The organism is Bradyrhizobium sp. SZCCHNS1050 (genome assembly GCF_032484785.1).
Taxonomy (GTDB): domain Bacteria; phylum Pseudomonadota; class Alphaproteobacteria; order Rhizobiales; family Xanthobacteraceae; genus Bradyrhizobium.
The window spans coordinates 4953029-4972533 of the sequence record NZ_JAUETR010000001.1; the positions used below are offsets into that span (position 1 = coordinate 4953029).

Below are 19505 nucleotides of genomic sequence, written 5' to 3' on the forward strand. Positions count from 1 at the left end.
GCAATGCCACGGCCCACGATCTACTACATCCGCCACGGCGAGACGGAATGGAATGCGCTCGGCCGGCTGCAAGGCACGCAGGACATTCCGCTGAACGCGCTCGGGCGGGTGCAGGCGGTGCAGGCCGGCAACATCCTGGCCGAGCTCGCTGCGCGCAACGGCCATGATGCGGCGCGCCTGCCCTACGTCGCTAGCCCCCTCAGCCGCGCCCGCGCGACCATGGAGTTGGTGCGTGAGACCCTGAGCCTGCCAGCCGAGGGCTATGCGCTCGATGCCCGGCTGCGCGAGATCGGCTACGGCAAATGGGAAGGGGCGACGCTGCCGGAAATGCAGGCGGCCGATCCCGCCTTCTATGCCAGGCGGCTGACCGACAAATGGTCGCTGGCGCCCGAGGGCGGCGAGACCTATGCCGACGTCGAGCGCCGCGTGCGCGACTGGTACGATGGGCTGTCTGGCGATATCGTGGCGGTCGCCCATGGCGGCACGGCGCGGGCGCTGATGGTCGCGCTGGGCTTCGAGACGCCGCACGGCGCCGTCGACCTGCCGATCCAGCAGGGCGCGGTCTATGTGTTCGGCGAGAACGGGTTCGAGAAGTACAGTTAGTTTGTCTCCGTCGTTCCGGTGCGCCTTGCAGAGGCGAACCCGGAATCTCGAGAGTCCGGTCTGGTCCTTCGGACCATCCCGGAATGATGGTTTTTCCGGTTGGGTGATCAGCTCATGTCCTTCAACACCTTCGGCCACATGTTCCGCGTCACCACCTTCGGTGAGAGCCATGGCGTGGCCATCGGCTGCGTGGTCGACGGCTGTCCGCCGCGGATCCCGCTCGCCGCCGACGAGATCCAGCGTGATCTCGACCGCCGCCGTCCCGGCCAGTCGCGCTTCACCACCCAGCGCCAGGAGCCGGACCAGGTGAAGATCCTGTCAGGCGTGATGGCTGATCCCGACACGGGCGTGCAGGTCACCACGGGCACGCCGATCGCGCTCCTGATCGAGAACACCGACCAGCGCTCCAAGGACTATTCCGAGATCAAGGACAAGTTTCGTCCCGGTCACGCCGACTTCACCTACGAGGCCAAATACGGCCTGCGCGACTATCGCGGCGGCGGTCGTTCCTCGGCGCGCGAGACCGCGACGCGCGTCGCCGCCGGCGCGATCGCGCGCAAGGTCCTGCCCGACGTGAAGGTGCGCGGTGCGCTGGTGCAGATGGGTCCGCACAAGATCGATCGCGGCAACTGGGACTGGGACGAGGTCGCGCGCAATCCCTTCTTCTGCCCCGACAAGGACAAGGCGGCGTTCTTCGAGGACTATCTCGACGGCATCAGGAAGTCCGGCTCGTCGATCGGCGCCGTGCTCGAGATCGTCGCCGAGGGCGTGCCGGCGGGACTTGGCGCGCCGCTCTACGGCAAGCTCGATGCCGATCTCGCCGCGGCGATGATGAGCATCAACGCCGTGAAGGGCGTCGAGATCGGCGCCGGCTTCGGCGCGGCCGAGCTGACCGGCGAGGAGAACGCCGACGAGATGCGCTCGGCCAATGACGGCACGCGCTTCCTCTCCAACAATGCCGGCGGCATTCTCGGCGGCATCGCCACGGGACAGCCGATCGTGCTGCGCTTCGCGGTCAAGCCGACCTCGTCGATCCTCACCCCGCGCCAGACCGTCGACCGCTCAGGCCAGGAGACCGAGATCCTGACCAAGGGCCGTCACGACCCCTGCGTCGGCATCCGCGCGGTTCCCGTCGGCGAGGCGATGATGGCCTGTGTGTTGGCCGATCACCTGCTGCGCCATCGCGGCCAGGTGGGGTAGCCGCACGCTGCCGCCGCGGCTGTTTGCTGTTGCCACGCTGCTCGCCTAGTGTCGTCCCATGGACACTTCCAAGCTGCGGGACATCAAGGACTGGCTGGTCGACGGCGCGCGCTCAGCGGCGACGCCGAGCCAGATGATGTCCGAATGCTGCGATCGTCTGGTCGGGCTCGGCGTGCCGCTGTGGCGCGTGGGCGTGTTCGTCCGCACCCTTCATCCTGATATCGCCGGCCGCAGCTTCATCTGGCGCCAGGGGGCGGAGGTCGAGATGGGCTCGGTCGATTTCGGCTTCGAGAGCACGCCGGCCTACAGGGACAGCCCGCTTGCGCGCGTGTTCGAGCAGGGGACCGAGTTCAGGGCCGATCCTCGCGATCGGGAAGCCGAGCTCTTTCCGATCCTGATGGATCTGCGGGCCGAAGGCGTGACCGACTATTTCACTCTTCCTTTGACCTTCATCGACCGTGCGGTCCACGCGTCGAGTTGGACCACCAAATCTCCAACAGGCTTCACCGACGCGCATCTGAATGCAATCCGCTCGCTGATGCCGGCTTTGGCGCGCTACACCGAGATCGTCACGCTTCGACGTACGGCCTCGATGCTGCTCGACACCTATGTCGGCAATCGCGCCGGCGAGCGCATCCTGGGCGGCCAGATCCGCCGCGGCCATACCGATACGCTGGATGCGGCGATCTGGCTGTCGGATCTGCGCGGCTTCACGCCCTTGTCCGATCGCCTGCCGGCTGAGGACGTGGTGGCGATCCTCAACCACTATTTCGACTGCCAGGTCGATCCGATCCGCGAGCAGGGCGGCGAGGTGCTGAAGTTCATGGGCGACGGCCTGCTCGCGGTGTTTCCGTTTCGCGAGCAGGGCGGCGATCCGACCGAGGTCTGCGCCCGCGTCCTTGCGGCGGCGCGCGCCTCGCGGGCCCGCGTCGATGCGCTCGAATACGCGGCCAGCGGCACCGGGGAACGCTTCCGCTTCGGCGTCGCGCTGCATGTCGGACGGCTGCTCTATGGCAATATCGGCGGCGGCAACCGGCTCGATTTCACCTGCATCGGTCCGGCCGTCAATCTTGCGGCCCGGCTGGAGAAGATCGCCGCGCGGCTGAGGCGCACCGTGGTCGCCTCGGAGACTTTCGCCGGAGCCTGTGCCGAACCATGGACCGATCTCGGCGCGTTCCCGATCGCGGGCCTTGCGACGGAGCAGCGCGTGTTCGGGCTTCGCGAAGAGGATTAGTTCTCCGGCCTGAAGCACGATCCGGAAAGGTGGAAACCGGTTTTCCGAAAGATCATGCTCTAGGTCTCCGGCTCGGTGGTGAACAGCAGCGGGTATCCCTTGGCGCGGCCGGCATCGGTCGCGCGCGTCGCCTTGGTCTCGGCGACGTCCTTGGTGAACACGGCCACCACGCAGACGCCGAGCTTATGCGCCGTGATCATGACCTTGTAGGCCTGGTCCTCGGTCATGCCGAATTCCGCCTTCAGGATCATCACCACGAAATCGCGCGGCGTGAAGTCGTCGTTGACGAGGATCACCTTGTAGAGCCGCGGACGCTCGGTCTTGGTGCGTACCTTCGTCTTGGGCTTGGTGACGGCATCGTTCATTCTAAGGGCGCGCCTGTGTTCCGGATGCGGCAGTCACGCCACGATACAGGCTTCGGCCGCTCCGGGAAACCACGGGCTGCATGCCTTGCGCGATGGGCGCATGCGGCTGCCTGACATCCGGGCAAACCCCAGGGGACTAACCGGAATGTGAATGGATGTGTGCGTTCCCGCTTTGCGCTCTGCGGATTGCATGTCACCATCATCAGACGCGATTGGAGGGCAGCTCATGCGCTGGTGGATCTCGATCGGGGTGGCGTGTCTGGCGGGCGCCTTGGCCGGCGGCGACGTCGCCAGCGTCGTGGCCGCGCCGAGGGCCCAGCCGGCGCAGCAGCTGAGCGAGAAGGAAGCGTCCGTCGACGTCGAACTGATCCTCGCCGTCGACGTGTCCTACTCGATGGACCTGGACGAGCTGGCGATCCAGCGCGAAGGCTACGCCCAGGCGCTCAGCTCGCGCGAGTTCCTGCAGGCGCTGAAGAGCGGCGTGCACGGCAGGATCGCCGTGACCTATTTCGAATGGGCGGCCTCGAGCGACCAGAAGATCATCATTCCATGGCGCCTGATCGACGGACCGGAAAGTGCCGACGCCGTCGCCGCCGAGATCATGAAGACGCCGATCCGCCGCGCGTCGCGCACCTCGATCTCCGGCGCGATCTACTTCGCCATGCCGCTGTTCGATGAGAATCCCTACCGCGGACTGCGCCGCGTCATCGACATCTCCGGCGACGGGCCCAACAACAATGGTCCCTCACCGGTGACGATCGCGCGCGACGAGGCCGTCGACAAGGGCATCACGATCAACGGCCTGCCGATCATGGTCAAGGAGCCGTCCTACTCGACCATGGATATCGAGAACCTCGATCTCTATTACAAGGATTGCGTCACCGGCGGTCACGGCTCGTTCGTCGTCACCATCAAGAGCCGCGACGAGTTCAAGGAAGCCATCCGCACCAAGCTGCTGATGGAGGTTGCCGGACGCTCACCTCCGCCGCGGATCGTGCCGGTCGCCGACGATGCCGACAAGGAGCCGCGCGTGTCCTGCACGATCGGCGAGAAGATCTGGCAGGACCGCTGGGGGCGGTGACCCGCAGGCCCGGGCTGCCGAGCAGACGCGCGCGCGGGGAGACTTGATTGGTAAGGCGCCGATCTCAGCCGGCCGTCGCAGCATGGACCAACGCCTGTTTCAATTCGGCCTCGACCTCCCGCAGGCTGCGGAGCGCCGCACCGAATTCGCCATTGCCGATCGATTGCCAGATGAGCTCCACGCGCGCCGTCAGATCGGCGAGTGCCAGTCCAAACGTCGCGGCCTCCTTGAGCGCACCCTTCTCGTTGATCAGGTAGCGCCCGTTGACCGCAAACAGCACCTGCGCAAGGCAGGCGAGGGCGCGATAGGCGCAGCCCGCGACGTGGGTATGGTCGCCACGCCCGACAGCCAACTCGGCATTGTCGATGCTGAATGCGATCTCCCACTGGAAGCGTGCAATAATCGCGTCGCGCAGGCGGCGCGGATAGGGCGTGCAGCGCGACTTCAGCCCCGCCAGCAGTTGCGCGGGATCGTGCAGCGGGCGGCAGAGCGCGACCTCGCCCATCCAGATCGCCGAGACGAAGCCATGCGGATGGCCTGGCTGGTAGTGCATCTCGATCCGCCCTTTCCGGCAGTCGTCGATCACGCCGCCGACCGCATCGATCTCGCGATAGAGCAGGTCGACCTTGTGCCCGTCGATTCTGAGCCAGCCGCCGCCGACGATCCACTGTCCCCAGCCGCCGACCGCCGTCAGTTCGAGCGTTTGCGGGTCGTCGACGAGCCGCCGCACTGCTTCGCGCAGCACGTCGGTGTCGAGGTCGTGCCTGGATGCGATGTAGAGCCCGACGTCGTAGTCTGAGCCCGCCTGCGCGGTGCCGCGCGCACGTGATCCACCGAGCGCGATGGCGCGCAGTCCCGGGACATCGGCAAGTTCGCCGACGATGCGGGTCAGCAGCGGGTCAGGCATTCACGTGTTCTCCAGGATGACAGTATGAAGTTCTTTCGTGGAAAAACTCCACAGGGCCGCTGTTCAGGCTGATCTGTTGCCATTAAGCCACAATCTCCCAAAAACCAGGGGTTGCATCTCCCGCAAGTTTCCCTTTGCCACCGTGCCGCCGCGATTGGGCCGCGACCATGAGCGGGTTGAGGCGGAGGCGCACAGAACATGCGTATCATCGACCGGACAGCACGTCCCGCGCAGCGCGTCAGGCGCTCGTCAGTCATCCAAGGTCCGCGTGCAGGGCTCGCTTGCCAACTTCTCAGGGCAGCGCTGGTGTGTGCGGCGGCGGCTTCGCTCGCAGCCTGCGCGCAATCATCGGCGGTCCGGCAGGCGCGCTGGGCGGCGCCGACGAAGCAAGCCGGAGCCGAATTTCGGCCGCAGGTGCAGCGTGCGGAGACGGCACCGGAGTCAGTGGTGCGCGTCCGGCGGGCCGAGCTCAGCCCGCCGCCGGCGCACTCCGGAGCGTCCGGTCTCGCCAGCTACTATTCGGAAGGCCAGAAGACCGCGAGCGGCGAGCGCTTCAATCCCTCCGAGCTGACGGCCGCGCATCGCAGCCTGCCGTTCGGCACCCGCCTGCAGGTCACCAACGTCAAGACCGGCCGCTCCGTGGTGGTGCGTGTCAACGATCGCGGACCGTTCGTGCAGGGCCGGGTGGTCGACGTGTCCTACTCAGCCGCGCAGGCGCTCGGCATGGTCAACTCCGGCGTCGCGCCGGTGAAGGTCAGCGTGGTGAGGTAGCGCATCGGATAGGCGACATCGCTGGTCGATCGCCTACGAGTTCGTGCTCATAGTCAGCGGCGTTCTCAGTCGACCTCTCCCCGCAAGCGGGGCGAGGGGGCGCACCGAGCGTGATGCGCGAGCTCCGTGCGTCATTGCAGGGGCAACGCTTGGCGCTTCCCGAAAAAGCCGATATCGCTCGTAAATCCGCTGACAGTGCTCACCGCACCAGCCTCGCCACCAGCTCGACATGCGGCGTATGTCGGAACTGGTCGACCGGCACCACGGTCTCGAGCTTGTAGCCGCCGTCGATCAGCATGCGCATGTCCCGCGCGCACGTCGTGACGTTGCAGGACACCGCGACGATCACCGGCACCTTGCTGGCCGCGAGTTGCCTGGCCTGCGCCTGAGCGCCCTGGCGCGGCGGATCGAACACGACGGCGTCGATGTCGCGCAATTCCTGCGGCATCAGCGGGCGGCGGAACAGGTCGCGCGCCTCGGCCTTGATCGGCTTGAGGCCGGGCGTGCCAGACGCCTTTTGCAGCGCCGCGATCGCGCCGGCATCATTGTCCATGGCGGTGACGCGCGCCCGCGTGGCGAGCCGCAGCGCGAACGGGCCGACGCCGCAGAACAGGTCGGCGACGTGCTTGGCTTTGCCGATCCGCTCCATCACCAATTGCGCGAGCGTCTCCTCGCCTTGCACGGTGGCCTGCAGGAACGAGCCGGGCGGCAGCGTCACCTGTGCCGTCCCCATCGTAACCACGGGCGCATTGCGCATCAGCACCAGCTCGCCATGGCGCGTCAGCCGCGCCAGCCGGTGCTGTTCGGCGAGGCGGGACAGGGCCGCGATGCGCGGCGGCGGCAGCGGGCCGGAGCCGCGGATGTCGATGTCGAGGCCGTTGCTGGTCGCGGTCGCCTGGATGTCGAGCGGCTTGCCGGTCGGCTTCAGCGCCTCCGCCAGCGCCCATGCGGCTTCCAGCGCACTGTCCAGAGCGGGGTCGAGGATCGGGCAGCGGTCGATCGGCACGATGTCGTGGCTGTTGGCGGCCGAGAATCCGACCCTGAGGACGTCGTGCGTGCCCATCCGGGCGTGGAAGGTGGCGCGGCGCCGGCCGGCGCCGTGGGCATCGATCAGATCGGCCACGTCGCAGTCGACCTTGGCGGCCCGTAGCGTCTCGACGACGATGTTGCGCTTCCACTGCTGATAGGGCCCGGGCATCCAGTGCTGGATGGCGCAGCCGCCGCACACGCCGAAATGCGCACAGAACGGCGCGATCCGCTCCGAGCTCGCCGCCTCCACCGCGAGCAGCTTGCGGCGATCGGGATGCCCGGGCACGACGGCCGCCTCGACGGTCTCGCCGGCCAGCGTGTAGGGCACGTACAGCGCCTCGCCCGATGACAGCGACACGCCATCGCCGCGATGGCCGACATGGTCGATGACGAGACGCTCAACCATGGCGGCGCGCTCCCAGGAAGAATTCGGCGTTGCCGTCGCCGCCCTTGATCGATGATGGGAAGATCTCGATGTCGCTGCAGCCGAGCGAGGCGGCGAAGGTGGCGATTTCGTCGCAGACGGCGGCGTGCACCGCTGCATCCTTGATGATGCCGCCCTTGCCGTGCTTTCCTTGCGCCTCGAATTGCGGCTTGATCAGCGCCAGCAGGCTCATCGGCGAGGCAGCGAGTGATAGCGCGACCGGCAGGACCGCCTTGAGCGAGATGAAGCTGCAGTCGATCACGACGACGTCGGGGCGCTGCGGCAGGCGCTTGCTGTCGTAGCTGCGGATGTCGGTCTGCTCCATCGAGATGATCTTCGGGTGATTGCGCAATGATGGGTGCAATTGGTCGCGGCCGACATCGACCGCGAACACGAGCGCCGCGCCATTCGCCAGCAGGACCTCGGTGAAGCCGCCGGTGGAGGCACCGACATCGAGGCAGACATGGTCTTCGACCTCGATGCCATAATGCTCCAGCGCCGCCGCCAGCTTGACGCCGCCACGCGACACCCAGGGATGCGCCGGCTCGGCCTGCAGGACGGCGTCGGCGGGAATGCTCTCCGAGGCTTTGCCCACCTGCTTGTCGTTGGCGAACACGAGCCCCGCCTCGATCGCCGCCTGCGCCCGCGCGCGGCTCTCGAACAGGCCGCGTTCGACGAGGAGGATGTCAGCACGTTTGCGGGCAGGGGTCATGGGCCGGATCGCGAGATAGGTGAGATGAGGGCGACGCAATGAATTTTGAACTCCGTCATTGCGAGGAGCGAAGCGACGAAGCAATCCAGACCTCCTTTGTAGCCCTGGATTGCTTCGCTTCGCTCGCAATGACGGGTGTTGCAAGCTGTTCGCGCGTATTCGCGGCTTCGGAGGAGCCCGGGATCAAACCGTCCTCGTCGCCAGCCGCTCCGCCGCCAATCTCACGCAGGTCTCGAAAGCTGCCAGATGATGCCAGACGTCCGCAGGGCGTTCGCGTGGAGCGACGAGCGGGGCGCCGCGTAGCTCGAGCGCGTGGATCATCATGAGATTGTCGGGCAGGCCGAAATCCTCGACAGTCAGGCCTTCGCCATCGACCAGGCGGCCGTCCTGCTCCGTCACCGCCGTGAAGCGCCGGGCACGATCGGCGTAGACGGCCGGGTCGTTGCAGTAGCCGAGACACAGCTTGCCGGAGCCGGCCATGTAGCCGAACTCATAGACCGTGCCGGCATCGGCGCCGGGCCCGCGGAACGGTGTGAGATTGGCGATGATGGCATCGGCGTCGTCCATCATCGCCTCGTTGCCATGGAAGATCTGGCGCGAGGCGTCGGAGGAGGCGAGGTCGATGCTGTTGTCGAGGGGGTAGAGGCCGATCAGGCCGTGGCGGTCGCAGATCGCGACCTTCCGCCGGCCGATCTCAATGGCATCCGGCAGGAACACGTCGGGACCTGCCAGATAGATCTTCATGGCTCACCACTGCGGGACGCAAGCTCGCCTCAGGCGAGCTTGACCGACTCGGTCGTGTAATCCTTGCCGAGCGCCTCGAACACCTTACGGACGATGCCTTTGGCGTCGAGCCCGGCGCGGGCGTACATCGCTGCCGGCGTGTCGTGGTCCTGGAACTCGTCGGGCAGCACCATCGAACGCATCTTCAGGCCGCCGTCCAGCATGCCCTGGTCGGACAGATACTGCATCACGTGCGAGCCGAAGCCGCCGATCGAGCCTTCTTCGATCGTGATCAGGATGTCGTGCTCGCGGGCGAGCTTCATCACCAGCTCCTCGTCGAGCGGTTTCATGAAGCGCGCATCGGCGATCGAGGCGGACAGGCCATGGGCGGCGAGCTCGTCGGCGGCCTTCTCGCACTCGGCAAGCCGGGTGCCGAAGGAGAGCAGGGCGACCTGCTTGCCCTGGCGGATCATGCGGCCCTTGCCGATCGGCAGCGGAACGCCAACCTCGGGCATTTCCACGCCGCGGCCTTCGCCGCGCGGATAGCGCACCGAGCTCGGCCGGTCGTTGATCGCGACCTGGGTCGCCACCATGTGCACCAGCTCGGCCTCGTCGGAGGCCGCCATGATCACCATGTTCGGCAGGCAGCCGAGATAGGCGTTGTCGAAGGAGCCGGCATGGGTCGCGCCGTCGGCGCCGACCAGGCCGGCGCGGTCGATGGCGAAGCGCACCGGCAGGCTCTGGATGCAGACGTCGTGGACGATCTGGTCGTAGCCGCGCTGCAGGAAGGTCGAGTAGATCGCGCAGAACGGCTTGAAGCCTTCTGCTGCGAGGCCGGCGGCGAAGGTCACGGCGTGCTGCTCGGCGATGCCGACGTCGAAGGTGCGCTTCGGGAACGCCTTGGCGAAGATGTCGATGCCGGTGCCCGAGGGCATCGCGGCGGTGATGCCGACGATCTTGTCGTCCTTCTCGGCTTCCTTGACCAGGCTCTGGCCGAACACGTTCTGATAGGCCGGCGCGTTCGGCTTGGCCTTCGCCTGGGTGCCGGTGGCGATGTCGAACTTGGCCACCGCATGATATTTGTCGGCCGCCGCTTCCGCGGGCGAGTAGCCCTTGCCCTTCTGGGTCACGACGTGGACCAGGATCGGGCCGGTCTCCATGTCGCGGACGTTCTTCAGGACGGGGAGCAGATGGTCGAGGTTGTGGCCGTCGATCGGGCCGACGTAGTAGAAGCCGAGCTCCTCGAACAGCGTGCCGCCGTCCATCATGAAGCCGCGGGAATATTCCTCGACGCGGCTGGCGCGGTTGGCGATCACCTTGGGCAGATGCTGGCCGAGCTGCTTGGCGGCATCTCGCAGCGTCCGGTAGGTCTTGCCCGAGTACAGGCGCGACAGATAGGCCGACATGGCGCCGACCGGCGGCGCGATCGACATGTCGTTGTCGTTGAGGATCACGATCAGGCGGGAGTTCATCGCGCCGGCATTGTTCATGGCCTCATAGGCCATGCCGGCGGACATCGCACCGTCGCCGATCACGGCGATCACGTTGTTCTTGCCGCCCGACAGGTCGCGCGCAACGGCCATGCCGAGGCCGGCGGAAATCGAGGTCGACGAGTGCGCAGCGCCAAACGGATCGTAGTCGCTCTCGGCGCGCTTGGTGAACCCGGAGAGGCCGCCGCCGGTGCGCAAGGTGCGGATGCGGTCGCGGCGTCCGGTCAGGATCTTGTGCGGGTAGGCCTGGTGGCCGACGTCCCAGATCAGGCGGTCACGCGGGGTGTCGAACACGTAATGGATGGCCGTGGTCAGCTCGACCACGCCGAGACCAGCGCCGAAATGGCCGCCGGTCACCGAGACCGCGTCGATGGTCTCCTGGCGCAATTCGTCGGCGACCTGCCGGACCTGCTCGACCTTCAGCCGGCGCAGATCTTCCGGGGTCTTGATGGTGTCGAGAAGCGGCGTCTTACTAAATGTGGTCACGGTGACATTCCAATTTTGCAGGTCGGGTTCAAGGGCCGACATCTGAGAGGTTCATCGTAACGGGCGGCGAAACCTGAGGTCTTGAAGGTCACATCCGCGCGGATCGAAGCCGCAGTCCGAAGACTAGCCGGGTTTGGGATCGATCTATGTGATGTAAGTCACTCTTGGTGGCCTTGCCGTCCTCGTTAGTCGCCCAAGATCGCCAAGTCGTTCAGCCAAGTCAGTTTTGCTAGCTCTTGCAAGCGCTTAGATTCCTCGCTCCGGAGAGGATGGACACTTCCAAAAACCCGCAGTTGCGAGAAGCTTTACACCAAAGTGCGTCTTAAAGCCAACCCGGCGGGAGTTGGCAAGCCCGCAAACGGTACCTTTGCGCCACGTCTCAACCGCGGCGGCGTGCCGGAGGTTCCATTGCTCTGCTCAAATCGACGGCAACCGTCGCTCCGGAATAGACCGGGGACGCGAGCTCGGTCCAGGCTTTTTCCCGCGCCGCAGAATCGGCCGATGCGGCGATTGCGCGCGCCGCGGTACGGTGAGCCATGCGTCCGCGTCAGGGGATCGGTCCGCAGACGATCATGAAGAAGTCGCAGGCGTGCGGCCTTTCGTGGATCGTCACGAAGCGGACGCGGAAGACCTGCGAGCCAAGCACATTGTCATGATCGGGCCGGACGATCGCAGACGCGGAACGGCACGATCGTGGGATCGGGGGGCGCCACGGCGAACTGCCCGGATCCAATCGTGTCGCATGGTAAACGAAGGACGTCGCGCTGACTCTCGAGCGGTGAACGCGGTGGCGGAGACTTCGCCGGGGGACACTTGGCGGCCAAGCCCATTGACGATGCAGTTGCACCGATGCGCGGCTGAATTGCACGAATGGGAGGCGCTTTGCCCGCGTGTCGCGTCAGGCCACAACCAGCGAAATAAATCCGGACTGTCGCTCGGAGACGGCCGGTTGGCCGCAAGCTGCTATTGCACGTCGAGCGGCACGGTTCCCACCGCATGGCCGCTGGCGTCGGTCGTGATCTTCTCGACCCGGGCCTCCGCCTGGCGCAGCAGCTCCTCGCAGCGCCGCTTCAGCGCCTCGCCGCGCTCATAGATCGCCACCGACTCCTCAAGCGGCACCTTGCCGTCCTCGAGCCGCTTCACGATCGATTCCAGCTCCTCGATCGCGCGCTCGAACGACAGCTTCTTGACGTCGGTTACGGTGTTGTCCGCCATGCGGGTTCCCTGCAGCTCACTCAACTCCGGGGCCGTGCTTTTACACCCCGCTCGCGGTCCTGTCAGGCCCTGCCGGGGTGGATCGGCTGGAACCTGGGGATTACGCCCCGGTCAGCGCCGCAACGTGGGCCGCGACGGATTCCTTAAGCCCCTGAAGGTCATAGCCGCCCTCCAAGACAGAGACGACGCGGCCGCCGGCGGTCTTGTCGGCGAGCTCCATCAGCTTGCGGGTGACCCAGCCGAAATCCTCCGCCCGCAGGTTGAGCGACGCCAGCGGGTCGCGATAGTGGGCGTCGAAGCCGGCCGAGATGATCACGAGCTCGGGGCTGAACTTGGTGAGCTGCGGCAGGATCAGGTTCTCGAAGGCGGAGCGGAACTCGAGGCTGCCGTCCTCGGAGGCCAGCGGTGCGTTGACGATAGTGTCGTGCTCGCCGCGCTCGCCGCGGGCGCCGGTGCCCGGGAACAGCGGCATCTGATGGGTCGAGCAGTACATCACGCTCTTGTCGGCCCAGAAGATGTCCTGGGTGCCGTTGCCATGGTGGACGTCGAAGTCGACGATGGCGGCACGCTCGATGCCGAAGGTGCGCTGGGCGTAGCGGGCGGCGATCGCGACATTGTCGAAGAAGCAGAAGCCCATCGGCTTGGCGATCTCGGCATGATGCCCGGGCGGGCGCACCGCCACGAAGGCGTTGCGGTGGCGGCCCGACATCACCGACTCCGTCGCCGCGACGGCGCCGCCGACGCCGCGCATCACGGCCTCCCAGGTGCCCGGCGACATCGAGGTATCGCCGTCGAGATAGATGATGCCCGAGGTCGGGGCCATGTGGCGCAGCTCGGTGACGTAGTGCTCGTTGTGGCAGAGCAGGGCCAGCTCGATGTCGGCCTCCGGGGCCTCGTCGCGATCGAGCAGGGCGAAGCGCTCCTCGGTCAGGGCCTCCTCGACGGCGCGCAGGCGGTCGGCGCGCTCGGGGTGGCCGGACGGCGTGGCGTGATCGAGGCAGGCTTCATGAGAGAGATACAGCGTCGACATCAGGGCTCTGCCACTCGCGCGTTGCGGGAGGGCCCAATCTATGCGCTGAACGCAGCCTCGGAAAGAGCCCCGCGGGCGATATGACCGGCTTTCCGCCCGGCGCGGCAGGCGTCACGAAGCCTTGTTGACGATACGACCGCGCGGCGGCGGGGCCAGCGGGCTGTTGGCCTTGAGATAGGCGAACAGCGCCTCGTCGTCATAGGGTCCCGTGATCGGATCGCGGCCGCTCTTGAACGCGGTGAAGCCGTCGCCGCCGAGCGCGAGGTAGTTGTTGATGGTGACCCGGTAGGATGCGGCGGGATCGATGGCCTTGCCCTCGAGCATCATGCTGGCGGCATCGATCCGCGCGCCCGCGGACTGTTTCGCATCGAAGGCATAGGAGAAACCGCTGGAGACCTGCAGGATGCGCGGCCGCGCCGGGTCGAGCCATTGCTGCTCCAGCGCGGCCTTGATCTCGGCACCGGTCAGGGTGACCGTCATCAGCTGGTTGCGAAACGGCTGGCTCGCGAACACGTCGGCATAGGTCACCGCGCCGTCGTCTCGACGAACGAGATCTGTCCGGATACCGCCGGGATTGGTCATCGCGACGACCGCGCTTCCCTTGTCCGCCGCGGCTGTCGCTGCGAGCTGGGCATCGGCGATGACGTCGCCGAGCACGCTCTCGCCGGAGGCGTTCGGCAGCCGCGACAGCGTCGCGGTGAGCACGCCGGCGGGGCGATTGGCGTAGGGCGCCGCGAGCTTCTCATAGGCGTCGATCAGCGCGGTCTGCGCCGGATCCTTCGGCAAGGTGGTATCGACGACGACGTTCGTCGCGGTGGCGCTGATCACGTCGCGCGTGGTGCGGTCGAGCTTGACGTCGATCGCGGTCACCAGCGTGCCGAACTTGTCGCCCGAGGTGACGAGCCGCTTGTCGATGGTGCAGACATAGGCCTGATGGGTATGGCCGGAGATGACGATGTCGACCGCGCTATCGAGCTCCTTGACGATGTCGACGATCGGCCCCGACAGCCCGGGACATTCGTTCATGCCACCGGACGGCCAGCCGCCCTCGTGGATCAGCACGACGATCGCCTGCACGCCCTTGGCCTTCAATTCCGGGATCAGCGCGTTGACGCTCTCGGCCTCGTTGCGGAAGTCGAGGCCGGCCGCGCTCGCCGGCGAGATGATGCCCGGGGTCCCTTTCAGCGTCAGCCCGATGAAGGCGACCGGAACGTCCTCGAAGGTGCGGATCTCATAGGGCGGAAACACCGTCTTGTCGGTGCCGGCGAGGAACGTCGACGCCGCGAGATAGTGGAATTTGGCACCGGTGAACGGCTGCGGCCCGCGGCAGCCGTCGGTCGGATGACAGCCGCCGTTCTGCATCCGCAGCAGCTCGGCCTTGCCCTCATCGAACTCGTGATTGCCGACCGCCGACAGCGCGAGCCCCATCTGCGACATCGATTCGATGGTCGGCTCGTCGTGGAACATCGCCGACAGGAACGGGCTCGCACCGATCAGGTCGCCGGCTGCGACGAAGATCGTGTTGGGCTGGCCGTCGGCGAGCAGCTTGACGAGGCTCGCCATGTGCTCGGCGCCGCCGGCTGGAACAACGGTGGTCTTGGTTGGATCGGCGGGATCGGCGACGCGGATGCCGGAAGAGGGCGGCTCCAGATTGCCGTGGAAGTCGTTGATGGCGAGGATGCGCAACGCTATCGGCTCGTCCTCGGCCGATGCTGGCGGGCCGACGATGCTTGCAACGGCGGCGCCGGTCAGCAGGCAGGCAAGGGCGAAGCGGGAGAGACGGCTCATGGCAGGGTCACGTGTGATGCAGGGGCCGCGGAACGAAGCGCGATTGCCCCGCCGCGGTCGCAATGACATAAAACGATTTCATAACACCAATACATCGGGAGGCCGGAATGAAAAGAATGATGCTGCTCGCGGCGACATTGTCGCTGGCCGCCGGCTCCGCTGCAGCGCAATCGCTGCCGGACCTGATGAAGCAGATGGTCGCGGCGTGGAATAAGCCGACCGAGCCGTTCAAGGTGATCGACAACGTCTACTACGTCGGCACCAATGGGCTCGCTTCCTACCTGATCACCACGCCGCAGGGCCATATCCTGATCGATACCGTGATGCCGGAATCGACCGCGCAGATCGAGGCCAGCATCGGCAAGCTCGGCTTCAAGGTCGCCGACATCAAATACATCCTCAACACCCACGCCCATATCGACCACACCGGGGGGCTGGCGCAGATCAAGCAGGAAACCGGGGCGCAGATGGTGGCGGGCGCCAAGGACGTGCCGCTGCTGGAAGGCGGCTTCTATCCGGGCCGCGAGGAGGAGCGCTATCTCGGCTTCCCGCCGGTCAAGGTCGACCGCGCCGTGCGCGAGGGCGACACCGTCACGCTCGGCGGCGTGACGTTGACGGCGCACGAGACGCCCGGCCATTCGCCGGGCTGCACCAGCTGGACGACCGAGGTGAAGGACGGCGACGCCACCCGCAGCCTGATCTTCTTCTGCAGCGCCACCGTGGCGCTGAACCGGCTGGTCGGCCGTCCCACCTATCCGGGCATCGTCGACGACTACAAGAAGACCTTCGCCTGGGCCAAGACGGCGCATCCCGACATCCTGCTGGCGCCGCATCCGGAGATGTATGACATGGCCGGCAAGCGGGCGAAGATCGCCGACGGCGCGCCCAACCCGTTCGTCAAGCCGGGTGAGTTCAACGCCTATCTCGACAAGCTCGAGACGCAGTTCAACGACGGGCTGGCCAAGCAGACGGCGGCGCTGCAGTCCGGCAAGTAGTTGCGCCGTCCGCTATGCTGGATCGGCGACGGCCAGCCGGTCCAGCGTGAAGCCGGAGAGGTCGACGCGCGGCGTCTCGCCCCGGGCCATTGCCGCGAGCGCCTCGCCGACTGCGGGCGAATGCTTGAAGCCGTGGCCGGAGCAGGGCGAGGCGTAGATGACGTTCTCATCGCCGGGATCGCGATCGATGATGAAGCGGCCGCCGGGCGCATTGGTGTAGAGGCAGACCGCGCTGCGCAGGCAGCGCGGGCCGAGATCCGGCACGAACGGCCGGACATAGGTTTCATAGGCCGCTTCGATCTCGGCCGCCGTCACCTCGCGGGACACGTTGTCGGGATCGGTCTCGCCGCTGAGCACTTCGTTGGCGATCTTGACGCCGTTGTCCGGCGATCCGAGCCAGGGAAAGCCGTAGATGTCGGATGCGGCGCGCTCGCGCCCGCTGACGTCCCAGATGAAGACCGGCGCGTTCGGGCCGAAGCGCTCGGGATTGGCAAGGATTTCGAACCAGTACAGCACCTGCCGCGTGACGTTCACGCGCCGCTGCAGCGGCGTGATCAACTCGGTGATCCATGGCCCTGTCGTGACAATCAGCGTCGTGGCCGATGCGGCTGTACCGTCGTCAGTCATCACCACGAGCGAACCCATGGCGCGGCGAAACCATTTGACTTGGCGGCCGAACAGCAACTTCGCGCCAAGCTGCACGGCGACCGCAAGCTCGGCGCGCACGCAGTCCTCGACCAGGAGATAGCCGCCCTCGCGGTCGAGGAAGGCGCGATCGCCGGGCAAAGTGGCGAAGCCCGGAAAGTCCGCGCGCAGTCGCTCCGACGACAGGATCTCGCCATCGACGCCATGCAGCCGGGCCGCGGTCTCGATATTGGCGAAGAACTGCGCGCTCGAGACGCCGTGGACCTCGCCGCCATCGCGGGCCGGAATGAACAGGCAGCCGCATTGCTCGAACAGATGCGCCCCGGTCTCGCGCTCCAGTTCGCGCCACAGCACATGCGAGCGCTGCGCCAGCGGCGTGTAGTCGACGCCTTCGCCGATCGCCGCGCGGGTGATGCGGGTCTCGCCATGGGTCGAGCCGAATGGATGCGGCGGCTGGAAGCGGTCGATGCCCAGCACGCGCTTGCCGGATTTGGCGAGATGCAGCAGCGCGGCGCTGCCGACCGCGCCGCAGCCGATCACGATGACATCAAAACTCGGCATGCGCCTCCGACGACCCCGGCGTCACTTTTTCTTCTTGCGCGACAGGAACGCCTTGAACGCGCCGACCGCCTCCTCGGAGGTCATGCGCTCGGCGAACAGATAGGCCTCCTGGTCGATCCGGCGCGTGAGCTCGTCAGGCGCGGTGCGGATCAGCCTGCGGCCGATCGCCACCGCCTCGGCCGGCAGCCGGCAGATGTCGCGCGCCACCTTGTGCGCCTCGACCTCGGTATGGCCCGGCGCTACCACCGTGTTGACAAAGCCCGCGATCTGCGCGTCGGCCGCGGTCATGGTGCGCCCCATGACCAGCATCGCGAACGCACGCTGATAGCCCATCGTCTGCGGCATCAGCAGGCTCGAGGCGCCCTCCGGCACCAGGCCGAGATGGATGAAGGGCGTCGAGAACGTCGCCGTGGTCGAGGCCAGCACGTAGTCGCAATGGAACAGCATCGTCGTGCCGATGCCGATCGCGACGCCGTCGACGGCGGCGATGATCGGCTTGACGTTATGCGCCAGCGAATACAGGAACTTGGTCGCCGCCGAGGTGCGCGCGGCCTCGCTGGCGGCATGGCCTGCGTGCAGGAAATCCTCGAGATCGTTGCCGGCCGTGAACACGCCGGAGCCGCCGGTGATGATGATGCATCGCACCAGCGGGTTGTTCTGTGCGGTGTCGATGGCATCGCTCATGCCGAGATACATGGCCTGGGTGATCGCGTTCTTCTTCTCCGGGCGCCTGAGCTTGATCGTCCGCGTCTCGCCCTCGTCGGTGACGATCAGATGGTCGGTCATGGGCCCCTCGCGCGTGTGCGCCGGCCGCTATGCGCCGGTCGTTGTCCTGAGTCGTTTCTCGCGCATCAGCCTACATCATCCGCCGACCGCGCCAAGGGCCGAAGCGGCCGTCGCCGGCCGGGGCGGGCGCGGCCGAGGCGCGCAGGCGCGGCCGCGCGCGTTCATGGTTGACGACTGGTTTTCAACCGCATCGGCGATAAGCTATCGTTGCACGCCAAGCGTGTCGTCATAGCAAGGCAAAATTCCATGACCAGATGTCTTTCCGTGCTGATCTCGTTGCTGCTGTGCTGCGCATTCATGAGCAGCGCCGAGGCCGCCCCCAGCGATCGCGCGCTGCTGTCGCAATTCTGTGCGCCCAAGTCGATTACAGGGGCGACCTGCAAAGAGGTCAAATCCTATCCCGAGGCCGAGGGGCGTCGCTGTAACGTCACTCTCCAGCCGCAGCGGCAGCAGGGGCAATTCGTGGCCGGAGCCAATCCGCTGCTGGTCGTGAGCTATGGCAGCGGCTGCGAGCCGCACGCGACCGATTTCGGCGGCGCGGTCGTGTTCGAGCAGGTCGGCGGCGCTTACAAATTTCGCGGCTTCCAGCCGGGCATGCAGGTGAATGAATGCGTCATCTCCACCACCAGGGACGAAGCGCAGGACGTGCTCGTCTGCCTGACCGGGCATATGGGGCAGGGGGTGGTCGAGACCGGCGTGGCGCGCGTCGGCTTCGCCAGTGCCAGCGGCGGGTCCATCGAGATGTCCTACGATTTTCTGCTGCAGGCCGAGGACACGACGGGAGCCTATCTGACCAACATCGTTACCTGTTCGGAACAGCTCAAATATTTCGGCCTGTCGAAGCTCGCGGCCGGGCCAACCCCCGGCAGCGTGGTCGCCGCCGTCAGCTACGCCGATCACGAGACGATCAGCACGGCCTGCGCCAAAGGCTTTCCGAAGCCGAAGGACGCGGAGGACATGCGCGAACTCGCACCGGGCGAAGCCTTTGTGCCGGACGGTTACGCCAAGAGCGGCAGCGTCATCATCGAGATTGCAAGCCGCTCGGCAAAGTTGCGCTGAGTCTGCCGCGGTCCAGTTGTCGCGCCTCAGCGTGATCCGTCCGGGCGGGACGGGGCAGCCGGCGGGCGCGGGCCGGCGGCCGGCGATGCCTGCTGTCGGACAGCCTCGCGCCGCAGTGCCTGCTCCAGCACCACCAGCCGAGTCGCCATGCGGGTCAGTTCGTCATGCACCGAGCCCTGGACACCCTGCACGGCGTGCTGCACCTCGCGCAGCGCATCGCGCTGCGTCTCCGCCTTGAGCACCCTGAACTCGGCCTCGATCGAGGTCAGGCGGTTGTTGACCGCCCTGATCGCCTCGGCGATCTCCTTCTGGCCATCCTGCAGCGCGCGCACGTGATCGACCAGCCGCAGATGATCGGTCAGCTCCTCGACCGTCTTGCCGATATTGCTGCGGCCCCACAT

Annotated in this window: 19 protein-coding genes; 7 read left to right on the forward strand and 12 right to left on the reverse strand. The window is 66.6% G+C overall.

Annotated features, from left to right (window positions below; genetic code table 11):
* Positions 1-3 precede the first annotated feature (3 nt).
* From QX094_RS22430 to QX094_RS22440, 3 genes are all read left to right on the forward strand, one after another.
* Positions 4-603, forward strand: coding sequence for a histidine phosphatase family protein (locus tag QX094_RS22430; RefSeq protein WP_315715533.1), 600 nt, complete (start codon positions 4-6; stop codon positions 601-603).
* Between the two features lie 114 nt (positions 604-717).
* Complete coding sequence (aroC, locus tag QX094_RS22435) at positions 718-1803, forward strand: chorismate synthase (protein ID WP_315715534.1); 1086 nt, start codon at positions 718-720, stop codon at positions 1801-1803.
* A gap of 58 nt (positions 1804-1861) precedes the next feature.
* Positions 1862-3037, forward strand: a complete 1176-nt coding sequence (locus QX094_RS22440) for an adenylate/guanylate cyclase domain-containing protein (protein ID WP_316164254.1) — start codon at positions 1862-1864, stop codon at positions 3035-3037.
* A gap of 59 nt (positions 3038-3096) precedes the next feature.
* On the opposite strand, the gene clpS is transcribed toward QX094_RS22440, so the two are convergent.
* Positions 3097-3402 (reverse strand): ATP-dependent Clp protease adapter ClpS, encoded by a 306-nt coding sequence (clpS, locus tag QX094_RS22445; protein ID WP_315740885.1) that lies wholly within the window; start codon positions 3400-3402, stop codon positions 3097-3099.
* A 226-nt stretch (positions 3403-3628) separates the two neighbouring features.
* Between clpS and QX094_RS22450 the strand changes: the two genes are divergently transcribed.
* Entirely contained in the window at positions 3629-4483 is an 855-nt protein-coding gene (locus tag QX094_RS22450) for a DUF1194 domain-containing protein (protein ID WP_316187448.1), read from the forward strand.
* Positions 4484-4547: 64 nt separating this feature from the next.
* On the opposite strand, the gene QX094_RS22455 is transcribed toward QX094_RS22450, so the two are convergent.
* Positions 4548-5390, reverse strand: coding sequence for a nucleotidyltransferase domain-containing protein (locus tag QX094_RS22455; RefSeq protein WP_316187446.1), 843 nt, complete (start codon positions 5388-5390; stop codon positions 4548-4550).
* Positions 5391-5588: 198 nt separating this feature from the next.
* On the opposite strand from QX094_RS22455, the gene QX094_RS22460 reads away from it, so the two are divergent.
* Positions 5589-6161 carry a septal ring lytic transglycosylase RlpA family protein gene (locus QX094_RS22460; protein ID WP_316187444.1) on the forward strand — a complete coding sequence of 191 codons (573 nt, stop codon included), beginning with the start codon at positions 5589-5591 and terminating at the stop codon, positions 6159-6161.
* Positions 6162-6360: 199 nt separating this feature from the next.
* On the opposite strand, the gene QX094_RS22465 is transcribed toward QX094_RS22460, so the two are convergent.
* The 7 genes from QX094_RS22465 to QX094_RS22495 all read right to left on the reverse strand — a co-directional run bounded on the left by QX094_RS22465 (position 6361) and on the right by QX094_RS22495 (position 15058).
* Entirely contained in the window at positions 6361-7596 is a 1236-nt protein-coding gene (locus QX094_RS22465; protein WP_316188132.1) for a class I SAM-dependent RNA methyltransferase, read from the reverse strand.
* Entirely contained in the window at positions 7589-8326 is a 738-nt protein-coding gene (locus QX094_RS22470) for a TlyA family RNA methyltransferase (protein ID WP_316188133.1), read from the reverse strand. Before QX094_RS22470 ends, QX094_RS22465 begins: the two co-directional genes overlap by 8 nt.
* Positions 8327-8509: 183 nt before the next feature.
* Positions 8510-9070, reverse strand: a complete 561-nt coding sequence (locus QX094_RS22475) for a nucleoside 2-deoxyribosyltransferase (protein ID WP_315715542.1) — start codon at positions 9068-9070, stop codon at positions 8510-8512.
* A 29-nt stretch (positions 9071-9099) separates the two neighbouring features.
* A complete protein-coding gene (gene dxs / locus QX094_RS22480; protein WP_315715543.1) occupies positions 9100-11025 on the reverse strand; it encodes a 1-deoxy-D-xylulose-5-phosphate synthase in 1926 nt (641 codons plus the stop codon).
* A 963-nt stretch (positions 11026-11988) separates the two neighbouring features.
* Entirely contained in the window at positions 11989-12240 is a 252-nt protein-coding gene (locus QX094_RS22485) for an exodeoxyribonuclease VII small subunit (protein ID WP_315715544.1), read from the reverse strand.
* A 100-nt stretch (positions 12241-12340) separates the two neighbouring features.
* Positions 12341-13270: a histone deacetylase family protein gene (locus QX094_RS22490; RefSeq protein ID WP_315715545.1), complete on the reverse strand. Its 930-nt coding sequence runs from the start codon at positions 13268-13270 to the stop codon at positions 12341-12343.
* 111 nt (positions 13271-13381) lie between these two features.
* Positions 13382-15058, reverse strand: coding sequence for a bifunctional metallophosphatase/5'-nucleotidase (locus QX094_RS22495; protein ID WP_316185989.1), 1677 nt, complete (start codon positions 15056-15058; stop codon positions 13382-13384).
* A gap of 107 nt (positions 15059-15165) precedes the next feature.
* Here QX094_RS22495 and bla point away from each other — a divergent pair, with 107 nt between their 5' ends.
* Entirely contained in the window at positions 15166-16053 is an 888-nt protein-coding gene (gene bla / locus QX094_RS22500) for a subclass B3 metallo-beta-lactamase (protein ID WP_315715547.1), read from the forward strand.
* Positions 16054-16065: 12 nt separating this feature from the next.
* Here bla and solA read toward each other — a convergent pair whose 3' ends face one another.
* Both solA and QX094_RS22510 read right to left on the reverse strand, forming a co-directional pair.
* Positions 16066-17259 (reverse strand): N-methyl-L-tryptophan oxidase, encoded by a 1194-nt coding sequence (gene solA / locus QX094_RS22505; protein WP_315715548.1) that lies wholly within the window; start codon positions 17257-17259, stop codon positions 16066-16068.
* A 21-nt stretch (positions 17260-17280) separates the two neighbouring features.
* Positions 17281-18045: an enoyl-CoA hydratase-related protein gene (locus QX094_RS22510; RefSeq protein WP_315715549.1), complete on the reverse strand. Its 765-nt coding sequence runs from the start codon at positions 18043-18045 to the stop codon at positions 17281-17283.
* Positions 18046-18291: 246 nt separating this feature from the next.
* Between QX094_RS22510 and QX094_RS22515 the strand changes: the two genes are divergently transcribed.
* The gene (locus QX094_RS22515) at positions 18292-19104 is read left to right on the forward strand and encodes a hypothetical protein (protein WP_315752050.1); all 813 of its coding nucleotides are present in this window, start codon (positions 18292-18294) and stop codon (positions 19102-19104) included.
* Positions 19105-19130: 26 nt separating this feature from the next.
* Here the strand turns inward: QX094_RS22515 and QX094_RS22520 are convergent, their stop codons facing one another.
* Positions 19131-19505: a hypothetical protein gene (locus QX094_RS22520; protein WP_315828092.1), complete on the reverse strand. Its 375-nt coding sequence runs from the start codon at positions 19503-19505 to the stop codon at positions 19131-19133.

Coding starts and splice junctions, on each gene's coding strand:
- QX094_RS22430 (WP_315715533.1), top strand. CDS start 4: ATGCCACGGCCCACGATCTACTACATCCGCCACGGCGAGACGGAATGG.
- aroC (WP_315715534.1), top strand. CDS start 718: ATGTCCTTCAACACCTTCGGCCACATGTTCCGCGTCACCACCTTCGGT.
- QX094_RS22440 (WP_316164254.1), top strand. CDS start 1,862: ATGGACACTTCCAAGCTGCGGGACATCAAGGACTGGCTGGTCGACGGC.
- clpS (WP_315740885.1), bottom strand. CDS start 3,402: ATGAACGATGCCGTCACCAAGCCCAAGACGAAGGTACGCACCAAGACC.
- QX094_RS22450 (WP_316187448.1), top strand. CDS start 3,629: ATGCGCTGGTGGATCTCGATCGGGGTGGCGTGTCTGGCGGGCGCCTTG.
- QX094_RS22455 (WP_316187446.1), bottom strand. CDS start 5,390: ATGCCTGACCCGCTGCTGACCCGCATCGTCGGCGAACTTGCCGATGTC.
- QX094_RS22460 (WP_316187444.1), top strand. CDS start 5,589: ATGCGTATCATCGACCGGACAGCACGTCCCGCGCAGCGCGTCAGGCGC.
- QX094_RS22465 (WP_316188132.1), bottom strand. CDS start 7,596: ATGGTTGAGCGTCTCGTCATCGACCATGTCGGCCATCGCGGCGATGGC.
- QX094_RS22470 (WP_316188133.1), bottom strand. CDS start 8,326: ATGACCCCTGCCCGCAAACGTGCTGACATCCTCCTCGTCGAACGCGGC.
- QX094_RS22475 (WP_315715542.1), bottom strand. CDS start 9,070: ATGAAGATCTATCTGGCAGGTCCCGACGTGTTCCTGCCGGATGCCATT.
- QX094_RS22485 (WP_315715544.1), bottom strand. CDS start 12,240: ATGGCGGACAACACCGTAACCGACGTCAAGAAGCTGTCGTTCGAGCGC.
- QX094_RS22490 (WP_315715545.1), bottom strand. CDS start 13,270: ATGTCGACGCTGTATCTCTCTCATGAAGCCTGCCTCGATCACGCCACG.
- QX094_RS22495 (WP_316185989.1), bottom strand. CDS start 15,058: ATGAGCCGTCTCTCCCGCTTCGCCCTTGCCTGCCTGCTGACCGGCGCC.
- bla (WP_315715547.1), top strand. CDS start 15,166: ATGAAAAGAATGATGCTGCTCGCGGCGACATTGTCGCTGGCCGCCGGC.
- solA (WP_315715548.1), bottom strand. CDS start 17,259: ATGCCGAGTTTTGATGTCATCGTGATCGGCTGCGGCGCGGTCGGCAGC.
- QX094_RS22510 (WP_315715549.1), bottom strand. CDS start 18,045: ATGACCGACCATCTGATCGTCACCGACGAGGGCGAGACGCGGACGATC.
- QX094_RS22515 (WP_315752050.1), top strand. CDS start 18,292: ATGACCAGATGTCTTTCCGTGCTGATCTCGTTGCTGCTGTGCTGCGCA.
- QX094_RS22520 (WP_315828092.1), bottom strand. CDS start 19,505: ATGTGGGGCCGCAGCAATATCGGCAAGACGGTCGAGGAGCTGACCGAT.